We start from the raw sequence: 22,032 nt of genomic DNA on the forward strand, positions 1-22,032 counted from the left end.
CGCTACGGTGCCGGATCCACCACCATCGCCGAGCCGCCGCCGCGTCGTACCTTCTCGGCGGCGGCGAGCCACTTCCCGTCCGGCAGCCGCTGCACGCCGGTCGCGGCGCCGATCTCGGGGTTGAGCTTGAAGCTGTGCCCGATGGCTTCCAGCCGGGTCCTCACGTCACTGTTGTACAGGCCTGGTTCGAGTTCGGTCTGGGCCGCGTTGCGCTGGCTGGCACGCGGTGCGGCGATGGCGTCGACCAGCGGCAGATGCCGGTCGAGGAATCCGGTCAGCGTCTGCAGCACGGTGGTGATGATCGTCGCACCACCGGGCGAACCGAGCGCCACCACCGGCTTGTTGTACCGGTCGAGCACGATGGTCGGCGAGATGGACGAGCGCGGCCGCTTGCCCGGTCCCGGCAGGTTCGGGTCGTGCACGGCCGGGTTGGCCGGGCTGAAGGAGAAGTCGGTCAGCTCGTTGTTGAGCAGGAAGCCCCGGCCGGGCACGGTGATGCCGCTGCCACCGGTCTGCTCGATGGTGAGCGTGTAGGAGACGACGTTGCCCCACTTGTCGGCCACCGTCAGATGGGTGGTGTTCTCGCCCTCGTACGTCGTCGGGGCCGCCTTGCCGCCGGTGCCGCAGGCGGCCGGGTGGCGCGGGTCCCCGGGGGCGATCGGGCTGGTGAGGACCGCGTCGTCCTTGATCAGGCAGGCGCGCGAGTCGGCGAACCGCTGCGACAGCAGCTGCTTCGTCGGTACGTCCTCGAAGGCGGGGTCCCCCACCCAGCGGCCACGGTCGGCGAAGGCGATGCGGCTCGCCTCGATGAAGTGGTGCAGGTACTGCACCTCGCTCGCCTTCGAAAGGCCGGTCTTCTCCAGGATGTTGAGGGCCTCACCGACCGTCGTGCCACCGGAGGAGGAGGGTGCGATGGAGTACACGTTCAGGCCGCGGTACGACGTCCTGGTGGGTGCCTGGAGCTTGGCGTGGTAGACGGCGAGGTCCTTCTCGGCCAGCTTGCCGGGGCGGGCGTTCCAGCCGGAGGCGGGGTCCACGGGCGGGTGTTCGACGGTGTCGACGATGTCGTCGCCGATGTCTCCGCGGTAGATCGCGTCGACGCCCTTGCGGCCCAGCTCCTCGTAGGTGCGGGCGAGTTCGGGGTTCTTCAGCGTGGAGCCGGTGACCGGGAGCTGCCCGTTCGGCAGGAACAGTTTCGCGGTGGCCGGGAAGTAGCGGAACCGGGTCTCGTTGGACGCGGTCTGCGAACGGAAGGTGTCGTCCACGGTGAAGCCGTCGCGGGCGATCCGCTCGGCGGGCCTCAGGACCGTACCGAGCCCTCTGGTGCCCCATTCGTTCAGCGCCGTCTGCCAGGTGGCGGGCGTACCGGGGGTGCCGACGCTCAGGCCGCTGCTGACGGCGTCGCCGAAGGCGAGCGGTTTGCCGTTCTCCACGAACAGGTCGGAGTCGGCGGACAGCGGCGCGGTCTCGCGGCCGTCGATGGTGTGCACCGTACGGGACCTGGCGCCGTAGTAGACGAAGTAGCCGCCCCCGCCGATGCCGGCCGAGTAGGGCTCCGTGACGCCGAGCGCGGCGGCCGTGGCGACGGCCGCGTCGACCGCGTTGCCGCCCTTCTTGAGGACCTCGATGCCGGCGGCGGAGGCGTCGGCGTCCACGCTGGCGACCGCGCCGCCGTAGCCGACGGCCACCGGGACCTTCGTGGCCGTGCCGCCCGTCGTCGCGGCGGGCGGCGCCGCCGCTCCCACCGACACCATGGCGGCCGTAACCGCCAGAACCGCCAGTTTCCGCGTGCCAGGACGACCCATCCGTACCTCCCGTCGGGACAGTCCGCGCAGCGTAACCAGATTGCCGTAGTACCGACAGTACGCCTCGGGCACTCCCCACACGAACGTCACACATCGAACACCGGTACGTAGTCGGCGCTCGGGCCCGCTAGCATGCGCGGCCATGAACGACGACGTGCGCAACATCGTCCTGGGCGTCATAGCGGCCGGCATCAGTGCCGCGCTGGGCTGGCTGACCCGCACCTATGCGTGGCGGCGCAGGCTGCGGCGCAAGCAGGCGTTCTTCGGGCTGCCGGAGAACTCGGAGTCCCTGCTCGTCGTCAACCGCGACCCGGCGACGGCGGAGCCGGCCGTCCACCGCTTCGACGTCTTCGCGCTCCTTGAACTCTCCGCCCTGATCAAGGATTGCGGCGCACATCTGCAGATGGTCACGCAGGACGCGACCCAGCAGGGGTTCGGCGAGCGCACCGAGTTCTGCGTGGGCGGTCCCGGCTCGAACCGGCGGATGCTGGCCCACATGTCGGCGATGCTCCCGGGTGTGCGGGCGAACATCGACCCCGAACCGGGCCCGGACCGCGGCGCCTTCCAGATCGGGGCCGAGTGGTACCGCATGGACGCGGGAGTCACGGAGTACGTCCTGCTGGCCCGGCTCACCGCCGGCCGGCAGACCCGGCCGGTGTTCCTCTTCTGCGGACAGCGGGCCATCACCAACCAGGCCGCCACCCGCTATCTCGCCCGCAACCACGAGCGGTTGAGTCGCAAGTACGGCAACAACTCCTTCGTCCTGCTGCTCAAGGTCGTCAACTCCCATGCCTACGGCCCCGATCTCGTCGAGCTGGTGGCGGACGTGACGCGGGCGGCGCAGGCACCTCTCCCGGAGACGGAGACCGAGCGCACCTCTCCCCGGGCGTCGTAGCTTCAACAATCTTTACTGGTACGTAACTTACCGACGGGTTACTTACGGTAAGGTCCCCCGGTTACCGTCGGGTCACTTTGCACTGTCACCAGTCGAGGAGTGACCCATGCGACATGGTCGCACCACCTTGCGCACCTCAGCCGCCGGAGCCGTCTGCGCGGCACTGATCGCCGGCAGCGTCGTCGGCCTGGCCCCGGCCGCCCAGGCGGCCCCGTCCGTCCGCTTCGTGGACATCACCGGCGACGGCGGCACCGTACTGAAGGCGAACGTCGTCACGCCCGCGGGCGGCGACGGCGCGCGCAGCCACCCGCTCATCGTGCTGCCCACGAGCTGGGGCTTTCCCCAGGTGGAGTACCTCGCCCAGGCACAGAAGCTCGCCGACTCCGGGTACGTCGTACTGGCGTACAACGTGCGCGGGTTCTGGCAGTCCGGCGGCGAGATAGAAGTGGCCGGTCCACCGGACATAGCGGACGCATCCAAGGTGATCGACTGGGCGCTCGCCAACACACCGGCGGATCCGCACCGCATCGGCATGGCGGGCGTCTCCTACGGCGCCGGCATCAGCCTGCTCGCCGCCGCCCACGACAAGCGCATCAAGGCGGTCGCCGCGCTCAGCGGCTGGGCCGACCTGATCAGCTCCATCTATTCCGGTCGCACCCAGCACGTCCAGGCGGCGGCCGTACTCGACGGCGCGGGCACGCTCGTCGGCCGCGAGAGCCCGGAACTGCGAGAGATCTTCGACAATTTGTACTCCTCCAACCTGTCGAAGGAGCAGGAGATGATCGACTGGGGACGGAAACGTTCCGTCGCGACCTACGTCGACCAGCTCAACAAGAACGGCGCCGCGCTCATGCTCGCCAGCGCCTGGGGCGACACGGTCTTCCCGGTGAACCAGTACGCCGACTTCTACGAGAAACTGACCGTCCCCAAGCGGCTGGAGCTGCGCCCCGGCGACCACGCGACCCCCGAGCTGCCCGGTCTGTTCGGGCTGCCCAACGACGTGTGGACGGACACCGGACGCTGGTTCGACCACTACCTCAAGGGCGCCGACAACGGCATCGACCGCGAACAGCCCGTTCAGCTGAAGTCCCGTAGCGCGGGGGGATACGAGGGCTACCCGGACTGGAAATCGGTCGGCTCGACCCGCCGGAAGCTCGGGCTGGCGGGCTCGACCACCATCCACGCGAACGTCGACTCGGGCGCGGACGGCGGGATCGTCTTCCTCTCCAGCATCCTGGATCAGGTCGCCCAACTGCCGCCCGTCGCCTCGATCCCGTTGCTGCCGCGCCGCTGGGCGGCCGTGTGGCAGTCGGAGCGGTACGGCACGGCGCAGCAGGTGCGCGGCACGGCCACGCTGCACACCACACTCACGCCCACCAGCGAGAGCGGCACCCTGATCGCCTACCTGTACGACGTGGGACCGCTCGGCTTCGGCAAGTTGGTCACCAACGCGCCCTACACCTGGCACGGACGGACGCCCGGTGAGCCGTTCGACGTCGACCTGGACCTGTTCTCCACCGCCTACGACGTCCCGGCCGGGCACCGTCTCGCGCTGGTGGTCGACACGGTCGACCCGCTCTACACCGAGCACAACCCGTCCGGCGCGCAGCTGACCTTCTCCTCGCCGTCGGACGACCCGTCATACGTGTCCGTCCCCGTGCGCGAGCAGTGATCTCCGGCTGCCGCCGGACGAGCCTGGCCCGTGTGAACTGCCACCCCCTACGGTCTCAGGGCCGTGGGGGGTACCCCACCCGGCCGGCGGACCACGAGAGCAGCGTGCACATCCCGTTGTGGATCGGCGAGGCCGCCATCACCACGGGGATGAACGGCAAATCGTAGTCGAGGTTGGACGGGATGAGCTTCCCGGTGCGGAGGAACCGGCCCCGGCCTTGCGCATGCCGCGCGTGAACGCGGCCTCGTGCCGACCGCGTTCGACGGCGTTCACGCCCGAGCGGAGAACCCCGGCGAGCATCGAGTCGCCGGAGAGGGCGAGCGGGAGGACGGCAGGCGCGGCGGCCTGGGCTCGTCGAACAGCAGTGGCCATCGCCCGCGCGGGCCGATGACCACGACCACCTCCCCCTTGCCGACGACGGGGTCGATGTCCTGCGGGACATGCGGCCCCCCGGAGTACTTGTTGACGTCACGCAGCTCGATCAACGGATCGACGGCCATCCGCAGCCCTACTCACTCTCAGCTGTGTCGTGATGGCCGAAAACTATCCAGACAGCAGTGGACTTGACGGACGACACGCACTTTTCGGGCATTAGCCGTATTTACCTCGAGTCCGCACTCTCCCGGCGTCAGACCTCGGCGACCTCCGCGTACAGCTGCGACAGCTCGGGGACCCCGTTCGCGGCCCACTCCCGGCCGGACTCCACCACCTCGACCTCGCGGCCGGAGGCGAGCCGTACGACGGGCTCGCCGTCGGGCCGGATCTCCCAGGCGGCGCCGGGCACGGTGCGCACGACGACCGTGCCCAAGTACAGCCCGGCGTCATTGCCCAGCCAGGGCAGGATCTCCGCGTCGTCGCGCCAGCGCGGGACCAGTTGGTCCAGCGCCTCCAGGGAGGCCGGTGTGTCGTCGAGGCGTACACCCGCCTGGTCCGCCTGGGAGCGGAGCAGTTCACACTCGGACAGGAGCGCGGCGATCGACTCGGGGTCGGACGGCAGCGCCGCCGCACCGCTCTTGTCGTGCCGGTGGCCCAGGAACGGAATGTTCATGGACCCAGCGTGGCATCACACGTCCAGGTCGACCACCACCGGCGCGTGATCGGACGCGCCCTTGCCCTTGCGCTCCTCGCGGTCGACGTAGGCGTCCTTGACGGCCTTGGCGAAGGGCTCGTTGCCGTACACCAGGTCGATTCGCATGCCGCGGTTCTTGGGGAAGCAGAGCTGACGGTAGTCCCAGTACGTGAAGGGATGCTCGTACTTCAGCGGCCGCGGGACGACATCCGTCAGGCCCGCCGCGCGCAGGGAGGCCAGGGCGGCGCGCTCGGCGGGGGTGACATGGGTGGAACCCACGAAGGCGGCCGGGTCGAAGACGTCGGCGTCCGTCGGCGCCACGTTGTAGTCGCCCAGCACGGCGAACGGGCGGCTGCCGGACGCGTCACCGGCGACGGCGGCCTTCAGGGCCTCGAACCACTGCAGCTTGTACGCGTAGTGCGGGTGCTCCACCTCGCGGCCGTTGGGCACGTACACCGACCAGACGCGGACCGGGCCGCAGGTCGCCGAGATGGCGCGCGGCTCGGTCAGGCCGTCGTAGCCGGGGTCGCCCGGCAGACCCTTGACGACGTCCTCGATGCCGACGCGGGAGAGCACCGCCACGCCGTTCCACCGGCCGGTCGCGTGGACCGCCGCCTCGTAGCCCAGTTCGCGCAGCTGGTCGAACGGGAACTGCTCCTCGGCGATCTTGGCTTCCTGGAGGCAGAGCACGTCGGTGCCGCTGCTCTCCAGCCAGGCGAGCAGCCTCGGGAGACGGGCGGTGATCGAGTTCACGTTCCAGGTGGCGATGCGCATGCCTCACAACCTACCTGCCGGGTCTGACAACCCAATCCCGGCTCAGAGGTCCGCCGAGGCCCCCGGGGTCAGCCGCTGGTGGTCCGTGCCGCCCAGGGCCCCGATCTGGCGGTCGTAGATGGGGCGGGCCAGGTCGGTGAGCAGGGCGTCATGGACGTCGTAGGCGCGCTGCGGCTTGACCTCCCGGACGTACTCGATGACCTCGGAGATCTTGTTCCAGGGGGCCATCACCGGAAGCATCAGCGTCTGCACCGGCTGGTCGGGGACGGTGAGGGCGTCGCCCGGGTGGAAGACCCTGCCGCCGTCGATCAGGTAGCCGACGTTGGTGATGCGCGGGAGGTCCGGGTGGATCACCGCGTGCAGCTCGCCGTGGACCTGTACGTCGAAGCCGGCGGCGGTGAAGGTGTCGCCGTGCCCGACGGTGTGCACGCGGCCGGGAAAGGCCGCGGTGATCTGCTCCGCGACGGACCTCAGGGTCCAGATCCCGGCGGCGGGGTTCGCCTCCAGGGCGGCCCGCAGCCGGCCCTCGTCGAAGTGGTCCGGGTGCTCGTGCGTGACCAGGATGGCGTCCGCGCCGACCGCCGCGTCCTGCTCGCTGAACCCTCCGGGGTCGATGACGAGCGTCCGCCCGTCCTTCTCGAGGCGGACGCAGGCGTGGGACTTCTTGGTGAGCTTCATGTCTCCCCATCCTGCCGCGTACGGCGGGCCGGGGCCTCACTCCGCGGGCGTGGTCTCCTCACGGATGACCTGCTGGGCCACCCGGAAGGCGCTGTTCGCCGCCGGGACACCGCAGTACACGGCCGCCTGCAGCAGCACCTCCTTGATCTCGCCCGGAGTCAGGCCGTTGCGCAGGGCGGCGCGGGTGTGGAAGGCCAGCTCGTCCAGGTGGCCGCCGGCGACCAGCGCGGTGAGCGTCACACAGCTGCGGGTACGGCGGTCCAGGCCCGGCCGGTCCCAGATCTCACCCCAGGCGTAGCGGGTGACGAACTCCTGGAAGTCGCCGGAGAAGTCGTCGGCCTGGGCCAGCACCCGGTCCACATGCGCGTCGCCCAGCACCTCCCTGCGGATCTTCAGCCCGGTCTCGTACCGGTCGGGCTGCCCGAGCGGCTGGTCCGGTACGACGGCGGGGGCGATCTCGGCGACGGGCACGACCTGCGGCGCCGCGACCAGAGCCGGGTTGACCGGCGCGGCCGGAAGGGCGGTCTGGCCGGTCTCGTAGGGCTGCTGCCAGGCGGTGGAGAAGTGCCGTACCAACAGGTCGGTGACGGCGGCGGGCTGCTCCACCGGCACCAGGTGGGAGGCACCGGGTACGACCGCGAGCCGGGCGTCCGGTATCCCGGCGACCAGGGTGCGGGCCTCGGCCGGGCCGGTGACCCGGTCGTCGGAACCGACCAGCACCAGGGTCGGCACGCCGACCCGGCCCAGCTCGGTCCGGACGTCGAACCCGGCGAGCGCCTCGCAGGCGGCGATGTAGCAGCCCGGATCGGTGGTGCGCACCATCTGCACGGCCCACTCGGTGATCGCGGGCTGCGCCGCGGAGAACCCGCCGGTGAACCAGCGGTCGGGCGCGGTCCGGGCGATCGGGTCGAGCCCGTTCGTCCGGACGATCACCCCACGCTGGCGGAACTCGTCGGCGGTGCCGAACCGGGGTGAGGCGGCGACCAGCGCGAGCGAGGCCAGCCGCTCGGGGCGGCGCAGGGCCAGCTCGATGCCGACCGCGCCGCCCAGCGCACAGCCGGCGTAACCGAAGCGCTGGACACCGAGCGCGTCCAGCGTGACCAGCAGGCGGTCCGCCAGCTCGTTGATCGAGCCGGCCGGGTGGGCGGGGGCGCCGCCGTGGCCCGGCAGGTCGAACCGGAAGATCCGCCACTGCTTCGTCAGCTCGGGGACCTGCCGGTCCCACATGTGCCACGTGGTACCCAGTGAGGGACCCAGGATCAGGACCGGAGCGTCTTCTGGCCCGTCAAAGCGGTATTGCAGGGTGTTCGGGGGTGTCTCACTCACGCCCCAGACCCTCTCACGTCTAACTGACGCCCCTATAACGCAGGGGTGCGGGAAATCGGTCTGACCAGGTTGAAGACCTCGCGGGCCGCATATCGCTTGAGGCATCGGACGATCTCACGTCGGGTCTTGCCCTCCTGCGTGCGGCGTTCGTAGTACGCCTGGGTGCGCGGGTCGTGGCGCAGCCAGGTGAAGACGATGCGGTGCAGGGCGGCGTTGGCCTGCCGGTCGCCGCCGTAGTTGAGCCGGCGCGTGCTCCGACGGCCCGACGAATACTCGATGGGGCTGACTCCGCAAAGGGCAGCAAAGGACGCTTCGGTGTTCAGCCGCTCGGGGTTGTCCCCCATGGTGATCAGGAGAGTGACGGCGCTGTCCGGACCGATGCCCACCGGTACGAGCAGCTGTGGGGCCGTGACGTTCGACGAGCCGGGTCAGGCGTTGGTTCAGCTCATTGATCTGTCCGGTGAGCTGTTCGATGCGTTCGGCGAGCATGCGCAACGTCAGGTGGGTGGCTTGGGCCACCGCGTCCTCGTCTCCCCCGCCGTCGGGTGGGCCGAGGCGTGCGCAGGTGCGGAACAGCTCGCGGTTGCCCAAACTGGACAGCTGTTCTCACAGGGCGGGGTCGGCGATGACCAGGATGGCCTTGAGCTGGTTGATCGCCTGAGTGCGGGCCTTGACCGCGGAGTCCTTGGCGAGCTTTAACAACCGGGCACTGTGCACCGGACCGTCGCCGGATTTGGCCCGGGCCCGGGCGCGGCCGCTGAGCACGGCTCGCGCGGCGGCCTGCGCGTCGAGCGGATCCGACTTGCCCAGCAGCCGGCGGGCCGAGCGGTCGGGCCGATTCACCTCATACACCTTGGATCTGCTGCGCCAGCAGGTAGCGGGACAGGCCCGCGCCGAAGGTGCCGGTGCCCTCCACGCCGGCTCGGCGCACCGTCCCCCGTTTGCGAGCCCAGACGAGCAGCTGCCGGTAGCCGGCCGCCGTGGCCGGGAAGGACTCGGTGCCCAAGATCTTCCCGAGTGGGGAGATCACGGCGGCGACATGAACTTCGCCGTGCGTGTCCACACCCAGGATGACCTCGCGCCGAACCGGAGGATCCGTGCTCGAGGAGGTGCTGCGCTGTCGGGTCGTCATGATGGTTCGCCTCCCACGTGGTGACGTGCTGGCTGGGGTGAATGGCACCGGCCTGCTCAGGCGGTCTGAACTGTGAGGGCGCCTGATCGTCGGCAAGGCCCCTATGGGGACACGCCCTGCGGCTCGGTGACGGCAGAAACCATGCCGCAACGACAGTCGACAAGCCCGTGACTGGACACTTCGGTCATAGATCTCATGAGTCAGACCCCCGTCCGGGACGGCACTGCGCAAGGGTCCCATCGATCCCGGCACAACGGCGGGACGCGATCACTGCCGGATGGCTTCGAACGAAGCGGCACTGAACCTGGCCTGGACGGGCTGACACTGTGTTGACTACTCGCCCATTCGTGACCGGCATTGACGAACGGCTTGTAGCCCCTGCGGAGCATCACTGGGGGCCGCGAGGGTCGACACTTGCTGAGCAGGAACGTAACGGGCAGGGGCCGCCGTTTCCGCGCGCAGGGCCGCAATCAGCGCTATCCATAAGGGGAGTGCTCCGCCTTCGGTTGATCACGCGGGGCCGCCCTCCGCTACGAGCCCGTCGCTTCCAGGTTTCTCCAAGCGCGCATCACGAGGGATGAGCGGCAGCGGTGCGCCCAGTGCCCGTCGGGGTCGGTCGGCAAGTTCATCGCCCCGTGCGGCTCGACAGAGACACTGAGAGTGGTGATGGGCACAAGGTTGTTGATGGCGAGGCAGTCCGCGATGTGCTCGGCGCCTCCTCCCCCGCCCAGGTGCTGGAAGGGGTGCGTTCGCCGGACCCGACCGCAGCCTTGGCGGCCATTGCCGACCGCCCCACGGGTACGCGAACCCGCCATCAGCATCCGTCAGAGGCCGTGGACAGTGGTGAGCTCGGCCAGTCCCGAGATCGTCAGCACGGGAGCGAGCAGAGGCGTCGCCACTAGTTCGACCCGGTCGGCGCGGGCGAAGAGGACGTTGAGGCCGGCGCTGTCCAGGTACTCGACGCCGGTGAGGTCGAGGATGACCGGCCCGTGGGTGGCGTCCAGTGCCTCGCAGAGGGTGCCGGTGTTGGTCATGTCGATCTCACCGACGGCTGTCAGCAGGAGGGTGCCGTCGGGCCGCCGGCCCGGGGTCAGCGTGAGCGGGGTGGTCATGAGGCGATCCTTGTGCGCATCTGGACGGTGGTGCCGGCGGCGTCGGAGCTGACGGTGACGTCCTGCATCATGGCCTTCATCAGGGTCATGCCGCGGCCGCGGTGGGCGTTGGCCTCGGGTTGCGGGGTTTTCCACTGTCCGGTGTCGGCGATGATCAGGCGCAGGTCGTCCACGTACGCCTCGGCGCGCAGCCGGACGGGCTGGCCCGGGGTGTGACGGTGGCCGTGCTCGATGGCGTTGGCGCAGGCTTCGCCGGCGGCGACCAGAACGCTCTGCGCGGTCTGCGGAGGGAGCTGGCACCGTTCGAGCCAGGTTCGCAGGGCCTGGCGGACCGGTGCGAGCTGCGAGGACTCGGCGGGGAAGGTCATCTCCAGCGGGGCGGGGTGCCGGTACAGCAACAGGGCGACGTCGTCGTCGTAGCCGTTCTCGGGGGCCAGGCGGGTCATCACCTGGGTTGCGAGATCGTCGACAGTGGCGTCCCTTCCGTCCTGAACGGCTGCGCCCGCCTGATCGATGCCCACGCTCAGCGGACGTCGGCGGCGCTCGACGAGGCCGTCGGTGTACAGCAGCAGGGTCGCGCGGGCCGGGATGGTGCATTCGCCCTCAGGGCGTGGCCGGCCGGGGCGGACGGCCAGGGGAAGCGACCGCCCGTCCTCGAGCAGGCGGATCGTGCCGTCGTGGTGGGCGAGTATGCCCGGCGGATGCCCGGCGCTGGCGTAGATCAGATGGCCGGTCTCCGGGTCGAGGACGCCGCAGAAGGCGGTGGTGCACAGCGCTCCGGGAATGCCGGCGGCGAAGTGGTCCAGCGCCATGAGGGTCTGGGCCGGGTTGGCGTCCTGCAGGAGCAGCGCCCGGCAGGCGCTGCGCAGCTGGCCCATGACGGTGGCCGCTTCCAGTCCCCGGCCGACGCAGTCACCGACGACGATGCCGATGCGTCCGTCGGGCAGCGCCACGGTGTCGTACCAGTCACCGCCCACCTCCAGCGGCTGGGTGGCCGGTTCGTATCGGACGGCGAAGCCTTCGGGCAGGTGGGAGGGGCCGAGGATGGCCCGCTGCAGGGCGATGGCGGTCTCGCGCTGCTGATCGATCTGGTGGACGCGGACCATGCCCTGGGCCAGGTGCCCCGCCAGTAGCGACAGCAACAACTGGTCCTCGGCGGTGAACGGCCGGTTGGTTCCCAGGTCCACCCACAGCACCATGGGGCCGTCGGGATGCTCCAGGGAGATGCCCGCACTGGTGTGATCGGTGACCGGGGTGAGCAGAGGCCGCTCGCGCAGGGAGGTCAGCGCCTCGCGCTGGCTGGACGGCAGGTCCGGCCAGTCCGGTGCGGGGTCCGTGGCGGTCACAAGGGGATCCCTGTGATGGCCGAAGACGACGGCCAGGACCTGCCGTGCTCGCCAGAGCTCCTTGAGTTCACTCAGGGCACCGTTCAGGGCCTCGGGCAGGCTGGTGGCCTGGGACAGGCGCAGACTCAGCGCCGCCAGGGCGCCATCGCGCTGGACGGCGTAGTGCTCGGCGGTGACGTCCCGGAAGGTGCCGACGACCACACGTCGGCCCGTGTCGGGGTCCTTGGCGTGGTTGAAGGCGACATCGACCCACAGCCGGTGCCCGTCGCAGTGGGTGACGGGGATGGTGTATCGGCCGTGTCCGTCCTCCATCAGTCCGGCGAAGGCGCGGGCGACCTCCGCGTGGCCCTCCGGATCGCTGTCGGCCTCCGGCCACCAGGGATGGATCGGCTGGTAGGGCAGCTCTTGGAGACCGTATCCGAGGATGTCGGTGAACGCCGCGTTGATCTCGACCACCGCCCCCTCCTCGTCACAGACGAAGAACGCCTCCTGCAGGGAGTCGACCAGCGCGGTGCGCCAGCGGGCGTGGTGCGTGCGTAGCCGGGACAGTTCCACGTTGGCCCGCACCCGTGCCAGCAGCTCAGCCGCCGCGAACGGCTTGACGAGGTAGTCGTCCGCACCGGCCTGAAGGCCCTCGATGGAGGCTTCCTGTCCTGCCCGGGCGGACAGCAGCAGCACGGGCACGGCAGCGGTGCGCGGGTCGGCGCGCAGCTCCCGCACCAGGGAGAGCCCGTCCAGACGGGGCATCATGACGTCGCTGACCACGAGGTCGGGAGCGTCCGCGCGGACGGCCCGCAGCGCCTCCTGCCCGTCGGGGACCGCATGTACGTGGTATCCGGCGCTGCGCAGGATCCGGGTCAGGTACTCACGCATGTCGGCGTTGTCGTCCGCGATCAGCACCCGCGCCTGTACCGCCGGACCCGAGGTGTAGGCGGTGTCGCTCGTCGTCGGCGCCACCGGTGTCTCCTCGCCGGACGTGTCCGTGGGGAGCCAGCGCAGCGCCTCCAGGACATACGGCTCGGCCGTGGCCGAGGGGGCGGGGGTGGAGGCGGCCGGCGCGAGCGCGTCGGCCGCCAGGTGCTGCGTACCGAAGGGCAGACGGATGGTGAAGCGGGTGCCCTGGCCCAGCGTGCTGTCCGCGGTGATCGTCCCGCCGTGGAGGCCGACGAGCTCCCTGACCAGCGCGAGACCGATACCGCTGCCCTCGTTGGACCGCGAGCGGGCGCTCTCGATGCGGTGGAAACGCTCGAAGAGCCTCGACATCTCCTCGGCGGGCACGCCGATGCCGGTGTCGGCGACCGTGACCATCGCGTTTTCGCCCTCGGCGCGGACCGAGACGCGGATGGACCCCTCGAAGGTGAACTTCAGCGCGTTGCTGATGAGGTTGAGGACCACCTTCTCCCACATGCCCCGGTCGATGTGCACCGGCTCGTCCAGCGCGGGGCAGTCGACCTCGAAGACGAGACCTGCCTTGTCCACTGCCGAGCGGAAGACACTGGCCAACTCGGCGGTGACCGCCGACAGGTCGACGGGCTCGTACCTGGCCTGCATCCGTCCCGCCTCGATGCGGGAGAAGTCCAGCAGACTGTTGACGAGTTTTCCGAGCCGCAGGCTGTTGCGATGAATGGCCTCCAGTTCGTCGCGCACCCGGGGATCGCCCCCGTCGAACTGCGCGCGGAGCTCTTCCACCGGCCCCATGATCAGCGTGAGCGGGGTGCGGAACTCGTGGCTGATGTTGGAGAAGAAGGTGGTCTTCGCCCGGTCCAGCTCCGCCAGTTCCTCCGCCCGGCGCTGCTGGGCCTGGTAACTGCGCGCGCTGGAGATCCCGGCCGCGATGTGGCCGGCGACCAGTTCGACGAAGCCGCGGTAGCCCGCGTCCAGGGGCCGGTAGCGGTTCAGTCCGGTCACCAGGAACCCGTAAGGGGCACTGCCCTGTTGCAGCAGGGGAACGACCAGTGCCCGGGCCGGCGGCTCGGGCCACGGCCCGACGGGCAGCGCGGTGAACGGGGCTCCGTCGAGATCGGTCACCGCCGTCTCCCCTCGTGCCAGGGCGGCGGTCGGCCACAGCGCGTCCTCCGCGTCAGCCGGCACAGTGGCCTGCGCCGCGGCGTGCCCCGCCGTCAGCCCGGTGCATCCCGCCAATCGGGCGGTGCCGTCCGACTGGAAGAGGTACGTCAGGGTGAAGGGCAGGTCACGCAGGTTGCGACCGAGCTGCTGACCGGCGAAGGCCAACATCTCCTCCTCGGTCCGCACGACGCTCGGGTCCGAACCCAGGTCCCGCAGCGTCGCCATCCGCCGTTCACCGATGACCCGCTCGGTGTCCTCGCTCACCACGCACAGCATCCCGACCACCGCGCCGGAATCGTCCCGCAGCGGGCTGTAGGAGAAGGTGTGGTACGACTCCTCCGGGTAGCCCGAGCGCTCCAGGAACAGCAGCAGCGCCTCATCCCAGGTGGCCTTGCCCGCGGCCAGCACGGCGTCGATACGCGGGCCGATGTCGTCCCAGATCTCCGCCCAGACCTCGCTCGCCGGACGGCCCAGCGCCCACGGGTACTTCTGCCCCAGGGTGTCCCGGCGGTAGGCGGCGTTGCAGAAAAACGTCAGCTCGGGTCCCCAGGCCATCCACATGGGAAACCGAGACGACAACAGGATGCTGACCGCCGTCTGCAAGCTCTGCGGCCAGCCGTCCGGCGGTCCGAGCGGGGTCGCGGTCCAGTCCACCGCGGCAAGATCTTCGCCGACCTCCGCGTCGGCGGCGAACACACCGGCCGCCGCATTCGACGGCGCGTGTTCAGTGTCCGCGGAACCCGCCACAGCACACACCTTTCCTTCACGCCATCCAGACCAGTCACCGCGTACGCCGCCCCGAAGGCACACTTCGTCCCCGTCCAAACCGGGGCGGCACTTCCGCAGGCCCTCCGGCACGGGCAGCGCCCATCGGGCACGCTCTTCCGCCAGGTAGCGTGATGGTCCTGTCCTCCGCAAAACGATCGCTTCGTAGGATAGGCCCACCATGTGGGGCACCAGAACTCGGCATGGCGAGGAAACCACTGAAGCGGGAGGCAGGCTGTGGCTTCGAGTGCGCCGGCACGTCTCCTCGCCCCCACGTCCGACGAGAACAGACGCATAGCCGCCGTCCGCAGGTACCCCATCGACACCTCGTCCGGCCATGCCCTCTGCAAGATCGTCTCCCTCGCGGCCCGGATCTTCGGCGCCCCGATGGCCAGTGCGGCGATCGTGCACACCGATCGGGTGCGGCTCATCGCGTCGTACGGCACCGTCGGAGCGACCGAGACGGTCCGCGTCCCGGGACTGTCGGCCTCCGCCGTCCTGCAGCCGGACCCCTACGTGGTCACCGATGCCGTCACCGATCCGCGTACCGTGGATCACCCCCTGGTCCGCGGTGATCTCGGCATCCGGTTCTACGCCGCCGCGCCGATCACCACGGCCGACGGGGAGCGTCTGGGCACCGTCAACGTGCTGGACACCCGCCCGCGCCGGCCCAGCGACGACCAGCTCGACGCCCTGCGGGATCTGGCGGAGCTGGTGATGGAAGAACTCGACCTGCGCCTGTCACCCGTACGCCCGGTCGCCGCCGAACGCGCACGGCGTGCCGATCGCTCTGCTCGCCCTGTCCGTGCCCGTACCGCCCGCATCACCCCATCAGGAGAACCGGTGAGTGAGCCCACTCTGTCCGTCGTACAGCAGATCCACGAGGGCGGCCCCGTCGTGTTGCGGGTGACAGGCGAACTCGACCACCACACCGCGCCACAGCTCACCCAGGCGCTGGACAGCGCCCCGTTCGCTCCAGACGCGCCCCTGGTGATCGACCTCGGCGGTGTCTCCTACTGCGACTCCACGGGCATCACCGTGCTCGTGACCGCCTACCACCGTGCTGAGGCCGCCGGCTGTCCCCTCAGCCTGACCGGACTCAGCCACGACCTCACCCGCGTCTTCCGGACCGTGGGCCTTGATCAGGTGTTCACCGTCCACTCGACTGTCGAGGACGCCCTCACCGCGCCACGCCGCTGAACTCGGCCCACACCGCATCGGCACGGATCGGCCTGGGTACGCGATGGAAGCACGGATCGGGACGAACCAGAATCGGCCCGGGGTTAACCTTTGATGCCCATGATCCTGCTGTCATCCATGGCCTACCCCTCTGCAGCTATTCGAGGTGCGACACAACGTGCAGGACGTCCGGTTCGACCTGTCGGCTTTCGGTCTCAGTGAAACGGCCAGATGCAGTGCTCTGCTGCGGGCGGCCGCCAGTGGTGCGCCGTCACCGGACTCGGCGGCGCAGATCGTCGCCGACTTCTTCTACGACAGCCTGGTCGACGGTCATGACGGACGGGCCTGTCCTGCCGTGGGCGTCTTTCTCGCCGGGCCATGGAACGCCGTCACCGGGGCACCGGCAGCCGCGGGAGCCCGTGCTGAGCACGCGCGGCGTCTGACCCTGGCCGGATTCGGTGGCGCGGACGTCCGCTGGCCGGGCGCGGAAGGCTCCGGTCCGCTGCACGTGCCGCTACCGTCGTCCGGCGCCGCCCGCGAGACACCGTGGGTGCACCGGCTGCTCGAACGCCTGGGAGTGGCGCCCCGGGAGGCGGACGGCGCTGTGCTACCGGATGGGGACGTCGAGGTCGTGCACTTGTCCGGCAGTCAGGTTGACGGGCTGGAGGAACTCCTCCCGGGGCAGGGCGTCCGTTGCGCACTGGCCTTCGGGGGCACCCTGTCGCCGGGCGAGGGGTTCGCGGTGGTGCTGTTCTCCCGCGTTCCGCTGCCCGCCGAGGTCATTACGCTCTTCCGCACCGTGACCGCCGGCACGCGCCTGGCGCTGCTGTCGGCCGGCCGGCCCTCGCCCGCAGAGGAGGCGGACGCGGGTCGCCTTCTCCTGGAGAGCATGGAGAGTCTGGTGGGGCAGAGGGCCGCTCGTCTGCAGACGGTCGTGGCCGAGCTGTGCTCCGCTGCGACGGAGCTGTGCCGCTCTCAGCAGCAGCTGGAGCAGCGGGAGCGGGAGCTGCGCGAGGAGGCGTTGATCGTCGAGCTGCTGCAGGAGGTCGGCAGTGTCCTGGCGGCGGAACTCGACCTCGACGCGCTGGTCCAGCGCGCGGTCGACGCCGCCACCCGCCTGGCCGGAGCGGCGTTCGGCGCGTTCTTCTACAACGTCCTGGGTGAGACCGGAGAGTCGTACCTGCTCTACGTGATCTCCGGTGTCGACCGGTCGGCCTTCGACAAGTTCCCCATGCCTCGCAACACCCAGGTGTTCGAGCAGACCTTCCGGGGCCTCGGCGTGGTGCGGTCCGAGGACATCACCGCGGATCCGCGTTACGGGCACAACGCACCGCACCACGGCATGCCGGAAGGGCACCTGCCGGTATGCAGCTATCTGGCCGTTCCGGTGATGTCCCGGGGGACGGTGCTCGGCGGGTTCTTCTTCGGCCATCCCGAACGGGGGGTCTTCACGGAGCGACACGAACGCCTGGTCACCGGCCTCGCCGCGCAGACCGCCGTGGCGCTGCAGAACGCGCAGACGTACCGCCAGGAGCGGGAGGCGGCCGCAGAGCTCCAACGCCACCTGCTGCCGGCGCTGCCTCACGTCGACGGGATCGCCAGCACGTCACGGTACCTGCCCGCGGCACGGGATCGCGGCGCCGGTGGTGACTGGGTGGACCTCATACCGCTACCGGACGGCGAAGTGGCGCTGGTCGTCGGTGACGTGATGGGCAAGGGCGTCAGGGCGGCGGCGGTCATGGGCCAGATCCGCACGGCCTGCTGGGCCTACGCACAGCTCGGTCTGGCTCCCGCCGACGTGCTGGAGCAGCTGAGCGTCCTGGTGGACGACATCGCTCCCGGCTCCATCGCCACGTGCGTGTACGCGGTGCTCGACCCGCGCCGGGACCAGTTGCGCGCCGCCGTCGCCGGGCACTTGCCGCCGGCCCGGCGCGACCCGGCAGGCGGCGTGCGATTCCTCGACGAGAAGGTCGGCCCGCCGTTGGGGGTGGGCAGGCACCGCTATGCGGAGCAGGAGGTCTCGCTGCCGCCCGGATCGCGGCTGCTGCTGTACACCGATGGCCTGGTCGAACGCCGCGGGCGCCCCATCGACGACGGACTGCGGCAGCTGCGGGAGCTGCTGGCCGGGCCCGTGGGCGAGATCGAGGCGGACTGCGACTCCTGGCTGGACGCCCTGGCCGGCGGTCAGCACGACGACGACATCGCCCTGCTGTACCTGTACCGGCCCGAGGACGCGTCGCACCAGGTGGTGGCGGTCGCACGTGACTACCCCCCGGTCTCCAGCGCGGTCCCCGACGCCCGTGACCTGGTGTCCAGGGTCCTGCACGAGTGGGGCCTGCAACATCTGGCGAACGACATGATGCTGATCGCAGACGAGTTGGTCGCCAACGCCGTCCGCCACGCCAGGACACCGCTGCGCGTCGAGCTGCGGAGAGCCGGTGAACGCGTCGTCCTGGAGGTCACGGACAGCAGCCGCGAGGAGCCTCGTCTCATCGTTTCCCAGCCCGGGGAGTTCGGGCATCGCGGCATATTCCTCATCGACGCCATCGCGACACGATGGGGCACCCGCTGGATCGACGGAGGAAAAGTCGTGTGGGCGGAGGTCAAGACCTCATGACCACGTGCCCCGGTCGACTCCTCGACCGGCACCCCGACAACCAGCCCACCCCTTCGCCCCGGATATTGGAGAGCCACTCCCGATGACCCCCTCCCCCGGCCCCGGGGCGCACAAGCCCACCGACAGCGCACCACAGGTCGACTCCAACAGTCTGCTCCCCGCCGGCCCGACACTGACCCTCGCATCGCACCACGGTCCGCGACACGCGGTCGTCACCGTGGACGGTCCCATCGACTACCACACCGCGTCCCAGCTGCTGGGCCATCTCACCACCACCGAAATGCGGAACGTCCCGCTGCTGATCCTGGATCTGACCCATGTGGACTTCTGCGACTCCAGCGCTCTGGGAGCCTTTGTCGACATCCACCGCCGCCGTTCCGACGCCGGGCACCGGTTCGCGTTGACCGGGATCCAACCGGAGGTCAGACGCATCCTCGAACTCACCCGCCTCACGTCCGTCCTGCCCCTGCACGAGACGGTCAAGGACGTCCTCTCCGAAGACTGACCCCGTCGCCCGCCGACCGGCCGCCCCCGAAGAAGAACAAAGGACGGCCCGGACAGCCGTGACCCCGGAGCCGGAGGCCGCCCGCGGCATGAGTCCTGTTTCCGCCCCTGCCCATGGGTACTCGTAGGGGGCACGACGATCTTCCGGTAATGCCTCGGTGGAGTGCAGCCATACTTCACAACCCCTTGAGGACGCGCGCCCATGACCACTATGAACCCGCCGGCAACTCGGCCCACCGCGCAGGCAACGACTCCACGGCTCACCCCGTGCGCAGGCTTTCGACCGAAACGAAATCAGCGCTGAAGACCACCGAGTTCTTCATCTACCTCGCTTCCGTCGTCGCGGTGCTGATCGCCTCCATGGCCGTCGGAGACGACGACGGTCACGCCGACTACTTCCGCGCCGATAAGGCGTGGCTGTACATCGTGATCCTGACCGCTGGTTACATGATCAGCCGAGGGCTGGCCAAGTCCGGCAGCCGCGACTCCTACGACGACAACCGCTGAGCGCCCCTTCACCAGTCAAGGCTGCACAAGCCCAGGACGCGGGACAGCACCCGCCTACGTACAAGGCCCGCCTCCCGACCCAAAGCGCCGGGCGGGCTTTCTCTCTGTTCATCCGGAGAGCGGCTTTCGTCACTTGCAGGAAGTTCGACCACAGGATGGCAAATCCGTTAAACCGGTTCGTTAGGAGTAACTGGCATGGCAAGTGAGCAGTCGAGCATCCAGCGGAGCAGGTCGGTACCCGCGCCGGTGGCGGACCGGGCCGGCTGGGACGCCGTCGACGTGCGGGCGGTCGACACCGCACGGTTGCTGGCGGCCGACGCGGTGCAGAAGGTGGGCAACGGCCATCCCGGCACGGCGATGAGCCTGGCCCCGCTCGCCTACCTGCTGTTCCAGAACGTCATGCGGCACGACCCGCACGACGACCAGTGGCTGGGACGCGACCGGTTTGTGCTCTCCTGCGGACACTCGAGTCTGACCCTTTACATCCAGCTCTACCTCTCCGGGTACGGGTTGGAGCTTTCCGACCTGGAGGCGTACCGGACCTGGGGTTCGGCCACCCCCGGTCACCCGGAGTACCGGCACACCCGCGGTGTGGAGATCACCACCGGTCCGCTGGGCCAGGGTCTGGCCAGCGCGGTGGGCATGGCGATGGCCGCCCGCCGCGAGCGCGGCCTGCTGGATCCCGACGCCACGCCGGGCGCCAGCCCGTTCGACCACCACGTCTACGTGATCGCCTCGGACGGCGACATGATGGAGGGCGTCACCTCCGAGGCCGCCTCCCTGGCCGGCCACCAGGAGCTGGGCAACCTGATCACGTTCTACGACTCCAACCACATCTCCATCGAGGACGACACCGACGTCTCCTTCAGCGAGGACGTTCCCGCCCGCTACGCCGCCTACGGCTGGCACGTGCAGACCGTGGACTGGACCCGCACCGGCTCCTATGTCGAGGACGTCGACGCGCTGCTGGCCGCGATCGAGGAGGCCAAGCGGGAGACCGGGCGCCCGTCGCTGATCATGCTGCGCACCCTGATCGGCTGGCCCGCGCCGAACAAGCAGAACACCGGGAAGGCGCACGGCTCGGCTCTGGGCGATGACGAGGTGGCCGCCACCAAGCAGGTACTCGGCTTCGACCCGGAGCGCACCTTCACCGTCGAAGACGACGTGCTGCGCCGGGCCCGCGGGGTGGCCGACCGGGGCCGCGACGCACACGCCGAGTGGGAGCATGGCTTCACGGCGTGGCGGGAGGCGAACCCGGACCGTGCCGCGCTGCTCGACCGGCTCCGGGCGCAGGAGCTGCCCGACGGCTGGGCCGACGCGCTGCCGACGTTCCCGGCCGACGCGAAGGGCATGGCCACCCGCAAGGCGTCCGGTCAGGTCCTGACCGCGCTCGCGCCGGTACTGCCGGAGCTGTGGGGCGGTTCGGCGGACCTGGCCGAGAGCAACAACACCACCATGAGCGGCGAACCCTCCTTCGTCCCCGCCGGCCGGCAGACCAAGGAGTGGAAGGGCGGCCCGTACGGCCGCACCCTGCATTTCGGCATCCGCGAGCACGCGATGGGCGCCATCCTCAACGGCATCGCACTGCAGAGCCTGACCCGCCCCTACGGCGGCACCTTCCTGACGTTCTCCGACTACATGCGCCCCGCCGTACGCCTGGCCGCGCTGATGAAGCTGCCCGCCACCTACGTCTGGACCCACGACTCCATCGGTCTCGGCGAGGACGGCCCCACCCACCAGCCCGTGGAACACCTGGCGGCCCTGCGCGCCATCCCCGGCCTGGACGTCGTTCGCCCCGCCGACGCGAACGAGACCGCCGCCTGCTGGCGCACCGTCCTGGAACACAAGGACCGGCCCGCCGGTCTGATCCTGACCCGGCAGAACCTGCCCGTCCTCGACCGCGACAGCGGAGCCTACGCCCCCGCCCAGCACGCGGCCCGAGGCGGATACGTCCTGGCCGACGCGGCGGACGGCGCCACGCCGGACGTCATCCTGATCGCGACGGGTTCCGAGGTCCAGATCGCCCTGGACGCCCGCGAACTGCTGGCGGCCGACTCACTCGCGGTGCGGGTCGTGTCGATGCCGTGCCGGGAGTGGTTCGCCGCCCAGTCCCCCGCCTACCAGGGGCAGGTCCTGCCGCCGTCCGTGCGCGCACGGGTCAGCGTCGAGGCCGCGGTCGGACAGGGGTGGCGCGAGGTTGTGGGCGACGCCGGACGGATCGTGAGCCTGGAGCACTACGGCGCCTCCGCCGACTACCAGCGCCTGTATTCCGAGTTCGGCATCACCCCGCAGGCAGTTGCCGAGGCCGCCCGCGACAGCATCCGTGACGCCCGCCAGGCACCACGACCCGGCGGCCACCAGCGTACCTCCGCCCCCACCGACGGCGGCACCGGCGACCACCCCTGACGGCCCCGCCCTACGACGGAGACCCCAAGCCGGTTGGGCGGGGCAGGCCCGTTTCGCCGGGATCGGACGGCGGTGCGGACCAGCAGGGCTTGCGCAAGTTCCCGGGATCGCCCAACTGGCGTGAGAACGCTGCGGGTTGGGGTGGACGATAGAGCGGACACGGGATCCGTGATCATTC

At 70.1% G+C, this 22,032-nt stretch carries 17 protein-coding genes and 2 pseudogenes; 7 read left to right on the forward strand and 12 right to left on the reverse strand.

Going from position 1 to position 22,032, the window contains the following annotated elements; genetic code table 11:
• Positions 1-2 precede the first annotated feature (2 nt).
• The gene (gene ggt / locus ACFZDC_RS10385; RefSeq protein WP_391322146.1) at positions 3-1,805 is read right to left on the reverse strand and encodes a gamma-glutamyltransferase; all 1,803 of its coding nucleotides are present in this window, start codon (positions 1,803-1,805) and stop codon (positions 3-5) included.
• A gap of 142 nt (positions 1,806-1,947) precedes the next feature.
• Here ggt and ACFZDC_RS10390 point away from each other — a divergent pair, with 142 nt between their 5' ends.
• Positions 1,948-2,700, forward strand: coding sequence for a hypothetical protein (locus ACFZDC_RS10390; RefSeq protein ID WP_391322148.1), 753 nt, complete (start codon positions 1,948-1,950; stop codon positions 2,698-2,700).
• A 106-nt stretch (positions 2,701-2,806) separates the two neighbouring features.
• Entirely contained in the window at positions 2,807-4,372 is a 1,566-nt protein-coding gene (locus ACFZDC_RS10395) for a CocE/NonD family hydrolase (protein WP_391322150.1), read from the forward strand.
• Positions 4,373-4,457: 85 nt separating this feature from the next.
• Here the strand turns inward: ACFZDC_RS10395 and ACFZDC_RS10400 are convergent.
• The 11 genes and pseudogenes from ACFZDC_RS10400 to ACFZDC_RS10450 form a co-directional block, all read right to left on the reverse strand.
• Positions 4,458-4,726, reverse strand: a pseudogene (locus ACFZDC_RS10400) (amino acid ABC transporter permease); the annotation flags it as partial.
• Positions 4,727-4,746: 20 nt separating this feature from the next.
• A pseudogene (locus tag ACFZDC_RS10405) lies at positions 4,747-4,872 on the reverse strand (amino acid ABC transporter ATP-binding protein); the annotation flags it as partial.
• Positions 4,873-5,000: 128 nt separating this feature from the next.
• The gene (locus ACFZDC_RS10410; RefSeq protein WP_391322152.1) at positions 5,001-5,420 is read right to left on the reverse strand and encodes a DUF6278 family protein; all 420 of its coding nucleotides are present in this window, start codon (positions 5,418-5,420) and stop codon (positions 5,001-5,003) included.
• Between the two features lie 15 nt (positions 5,421-5,435).
• Positions 5,436-6,215 (reverse strand): exodeoxyribonuclease III, encoded by a 780-nt coding sequence (locus ACFZDC_RS10415; RefSeq protein ID WP_391322154.1) that lies wholly within the window; start codon positions 6,213-6,215, stop codon positions 5,436-5,438.
• 42 nt (positions 6,216-6,257) lie between these two features.
• A complete protein-coding gene (locus ACFZDC_RS10420) occupies positions 6,258-6,893 on the reverse strand; it encodes an MBL fold metallo-hydrolase (protein WP_391322156.1) in 636 nt (211 codons plus the stop codon).
• Positions 6,894-6,929: 36 nt separating this feature from the next.
• Positions 6,930-8,219, reverse strand: a complete 1,290-nt coding sequence (gene pcaC, locus ACFZDC_RS10425; protein WP_391322157.1) for a 4-carboxymuconolactone decarboxylase — start codon at positions 8,217-8,219, stop codon at positions 6,930-6,932.
• Between the two features lie 32 nt (positions 8,220-8,251).
• Entirely contained in the window at positions 8,252-8,605 is a 354-nt protein-coding gene (locus ACFZDC_RS10430; protein WP_391322159.1) for a transposase, read from the reverse strand.
• 220 nt (positions 8,606-8,825) lie between these two features.
• Positions 8,826-9,062 (reverse strand): hypothetical protein, encoded by a 237-nt coding sequence (locus ACFZDC_RS10435; protein WP_391322160.1) that lies wholly within the window; start codon positions 9,060-9,062, stop codon positions 8,826-8,828.
• Between the two features lies 1 nt (position 9,063).
• The gene (locus ACFZDC_RS10440; RefSeq protein ID WP_391322162.1) at positions 9,064-9,351 is read right to left on the reverse strand and encodes a transposase; all 288 of its coding nucleotides are present in this window, start codon (positions 9,349-9,351) and stop codon (positions 9,064-9,066) included.
• An 824-nt stretch (positions 9,352-10,175) separates the two neighbouring features.
• Complete coding sequence (locus ACFZDC_RS10445) at positions 10,176-10,463, reverse strand: STAS domain-containing protein (RefSeq protein ID WP_391322164.1); 288 nt, start codon at positions 10,461-10,463, stop codon at positions 10,176-10,178.
• Positions 10,460-14,623 (reverse strand): SpoIIE family protein phosphatase, encoded by a 4,164-nt coding sequence (locus tag ACFZDC_RS10450; protein ID WP_391322166.1) that lies wholly within the window; start codon positions 14,621-14,623, stop codon positions 10,460-10,462. Before ACFZDC_RS10450 ends, ACFZDC_RS10445 begins: the two co-directional genes overlap by 4 nt.
• A gap of 255 nt (positions 14,624-14,878) precedes the next feature.
• On the opposite strand from ACFZDC_RS10450, the gene ACFZDC_RS10455 reads away from it, so the two are divergent.
• The 5 genes from ACFZDC_RS10455 (at position 14,879) to tkt (ending at position 21,854) form a co-directional block, all read left to right on the forward strand.
• Positions 14,879-15,841, forward strand: a complete 963-nt coding sequence (locus ACFZDC_RS10455; protein WP_391322168.1) for an anti-sigma factor antagonist — start codon at positions 14,879-14,881, stop codon at positions 15,839-15,841.
• A 157-nt stretch (positions 15,842-15,998) separates the two neighbouring features.
• Positions 15,999-18,437, forward strand: a complete 2,439-nt coding sequence (locus ACFZDC_RS10460) for a SpoIIE family protein phosphatase (RefSeq protein ID WP_391322169.1) — start codon at positions 15,999-16,001, stop codon at positions 18,435-18,437.
• 82 nt (positions 18,438-18,519) lie between these two features.
• A complete protein-coding gene (locus ACFZDC_RS10465; protein ID WP_391322171.1) occupies positions 18,520-18,942 on the forward strand; it encodes an anti-sigma factor antagonist in 423 nt (140 codons plus the stop codon).
• A 266-nt stretch (positions 18,943-19,208) separates the two neighbouring features.
• Positions 19,209-19,448 carry a hypothetical protein gene (locus ACFZDC_RS10470; RefSeq protein WP_391322173.1) on the forward strand — a complete coding sequence of 80 codons (240 nt, stop codon included), beginning with the start codon at positions 19,209-19,211 and terminating at the stop codon, positions 19,446-19,448.
• 195 nt (positions 19,449-19,643) lie between these two features.
• On the forward strand, positions 19,644-21,854 hold the full coding sequence (tkt, locus tag ACFZDC_RS10475) for a transketolase (RefSeq protein ID WP_391322175.1): 2,211 nt from the start codon (positions 19,644-19,646) through the stop codon (positions 21,852-21,854).
• The last annotated feature ends 178 nt before the right edge of the window (positions 21,855-22,032 follow it).

The organism is Streptomyces sp. NPDC007905 (assembly GCF_042959345.1).
Taxonomy (GTDB): Bacteria; Actinomycetota; Actinomycetes; order Streptomycetales; family Streptomycetaceae; genus Streptomyces.

Bases quoted from the DNA above. Each gene is read 5' to 3' on its own strand.
- ACFZDC_RS10465 (WP_391322171.1), top strand. From the start codon at position 18,520: ATGACCCCCTCCCCCGGCCCCGGGGCGCACAAGCCCACCGACAGCGCA.
- ACFZDC_RS10420 (WP_391322156.1), bottom strand. From the start codon at position 6,893: ATGAAGCTCACCAAGAAGTCCCACGCCTGCGTCCGCCTCGAGAAGGAC.
- ACFZDC_RS10415 (WP_391322154.1), bottom strand. From the start codon at position 6,215: ATGCGCATCGCCACCTGGAACGTGAACTCGATCACCGCCCGTCTCCCG.
- ACFZDC_RS10440 (WP_391322162.1), bottom strand. From the start codon at position 9,351: ATGACGACCCGACAGCGCAGCACCTCCTCGAGCACGGATCCTCCGGTT.
- ACFZDC_RS10390 (WP_391322148.1), top strand. From the start codon at position 1,948: ATGAACGACGACGTGCGCAACATCGTCCTGGGCGTCATAGCGGCCGGC.
- ACFZDC_RS10445 (WP_391322164.1), bottom strand. From the start codon at position 10,463: ATGACCACCCCGCTCACGCTGACCCCGGGCCGGCGGCCCGACGGCACC.
- ACFZDC_RS10395 (WP_391322150.1), top strand. From the start codon at position 2,807: ATGCGACATGGTCGCACCACCTTGCGCACCTCAGCCGCCGGAGCCGTC.
- ggt (WP_391322146.1), bottom strand. From the start codon at position 1,805: ATGGGTCGTCCTGGCACGCGGAAACTGGCGGTTCTGGCGGTTACGGCC.
- tkt (WP_391322175.1), top strand. From the start codon at position 19,644: ATGGCAAGTGAGCAGTCGAGCATCCAGCGGAGCAGGTCGGTACCCGCG.
- ACFZDC_RS10410 (WP_391322152.1), bottom strand. From the start codon at position 5,420: ATGAACATTCCGTTCCTGGGCCACCGGCACGACAAGAGCGGTGCGGCG.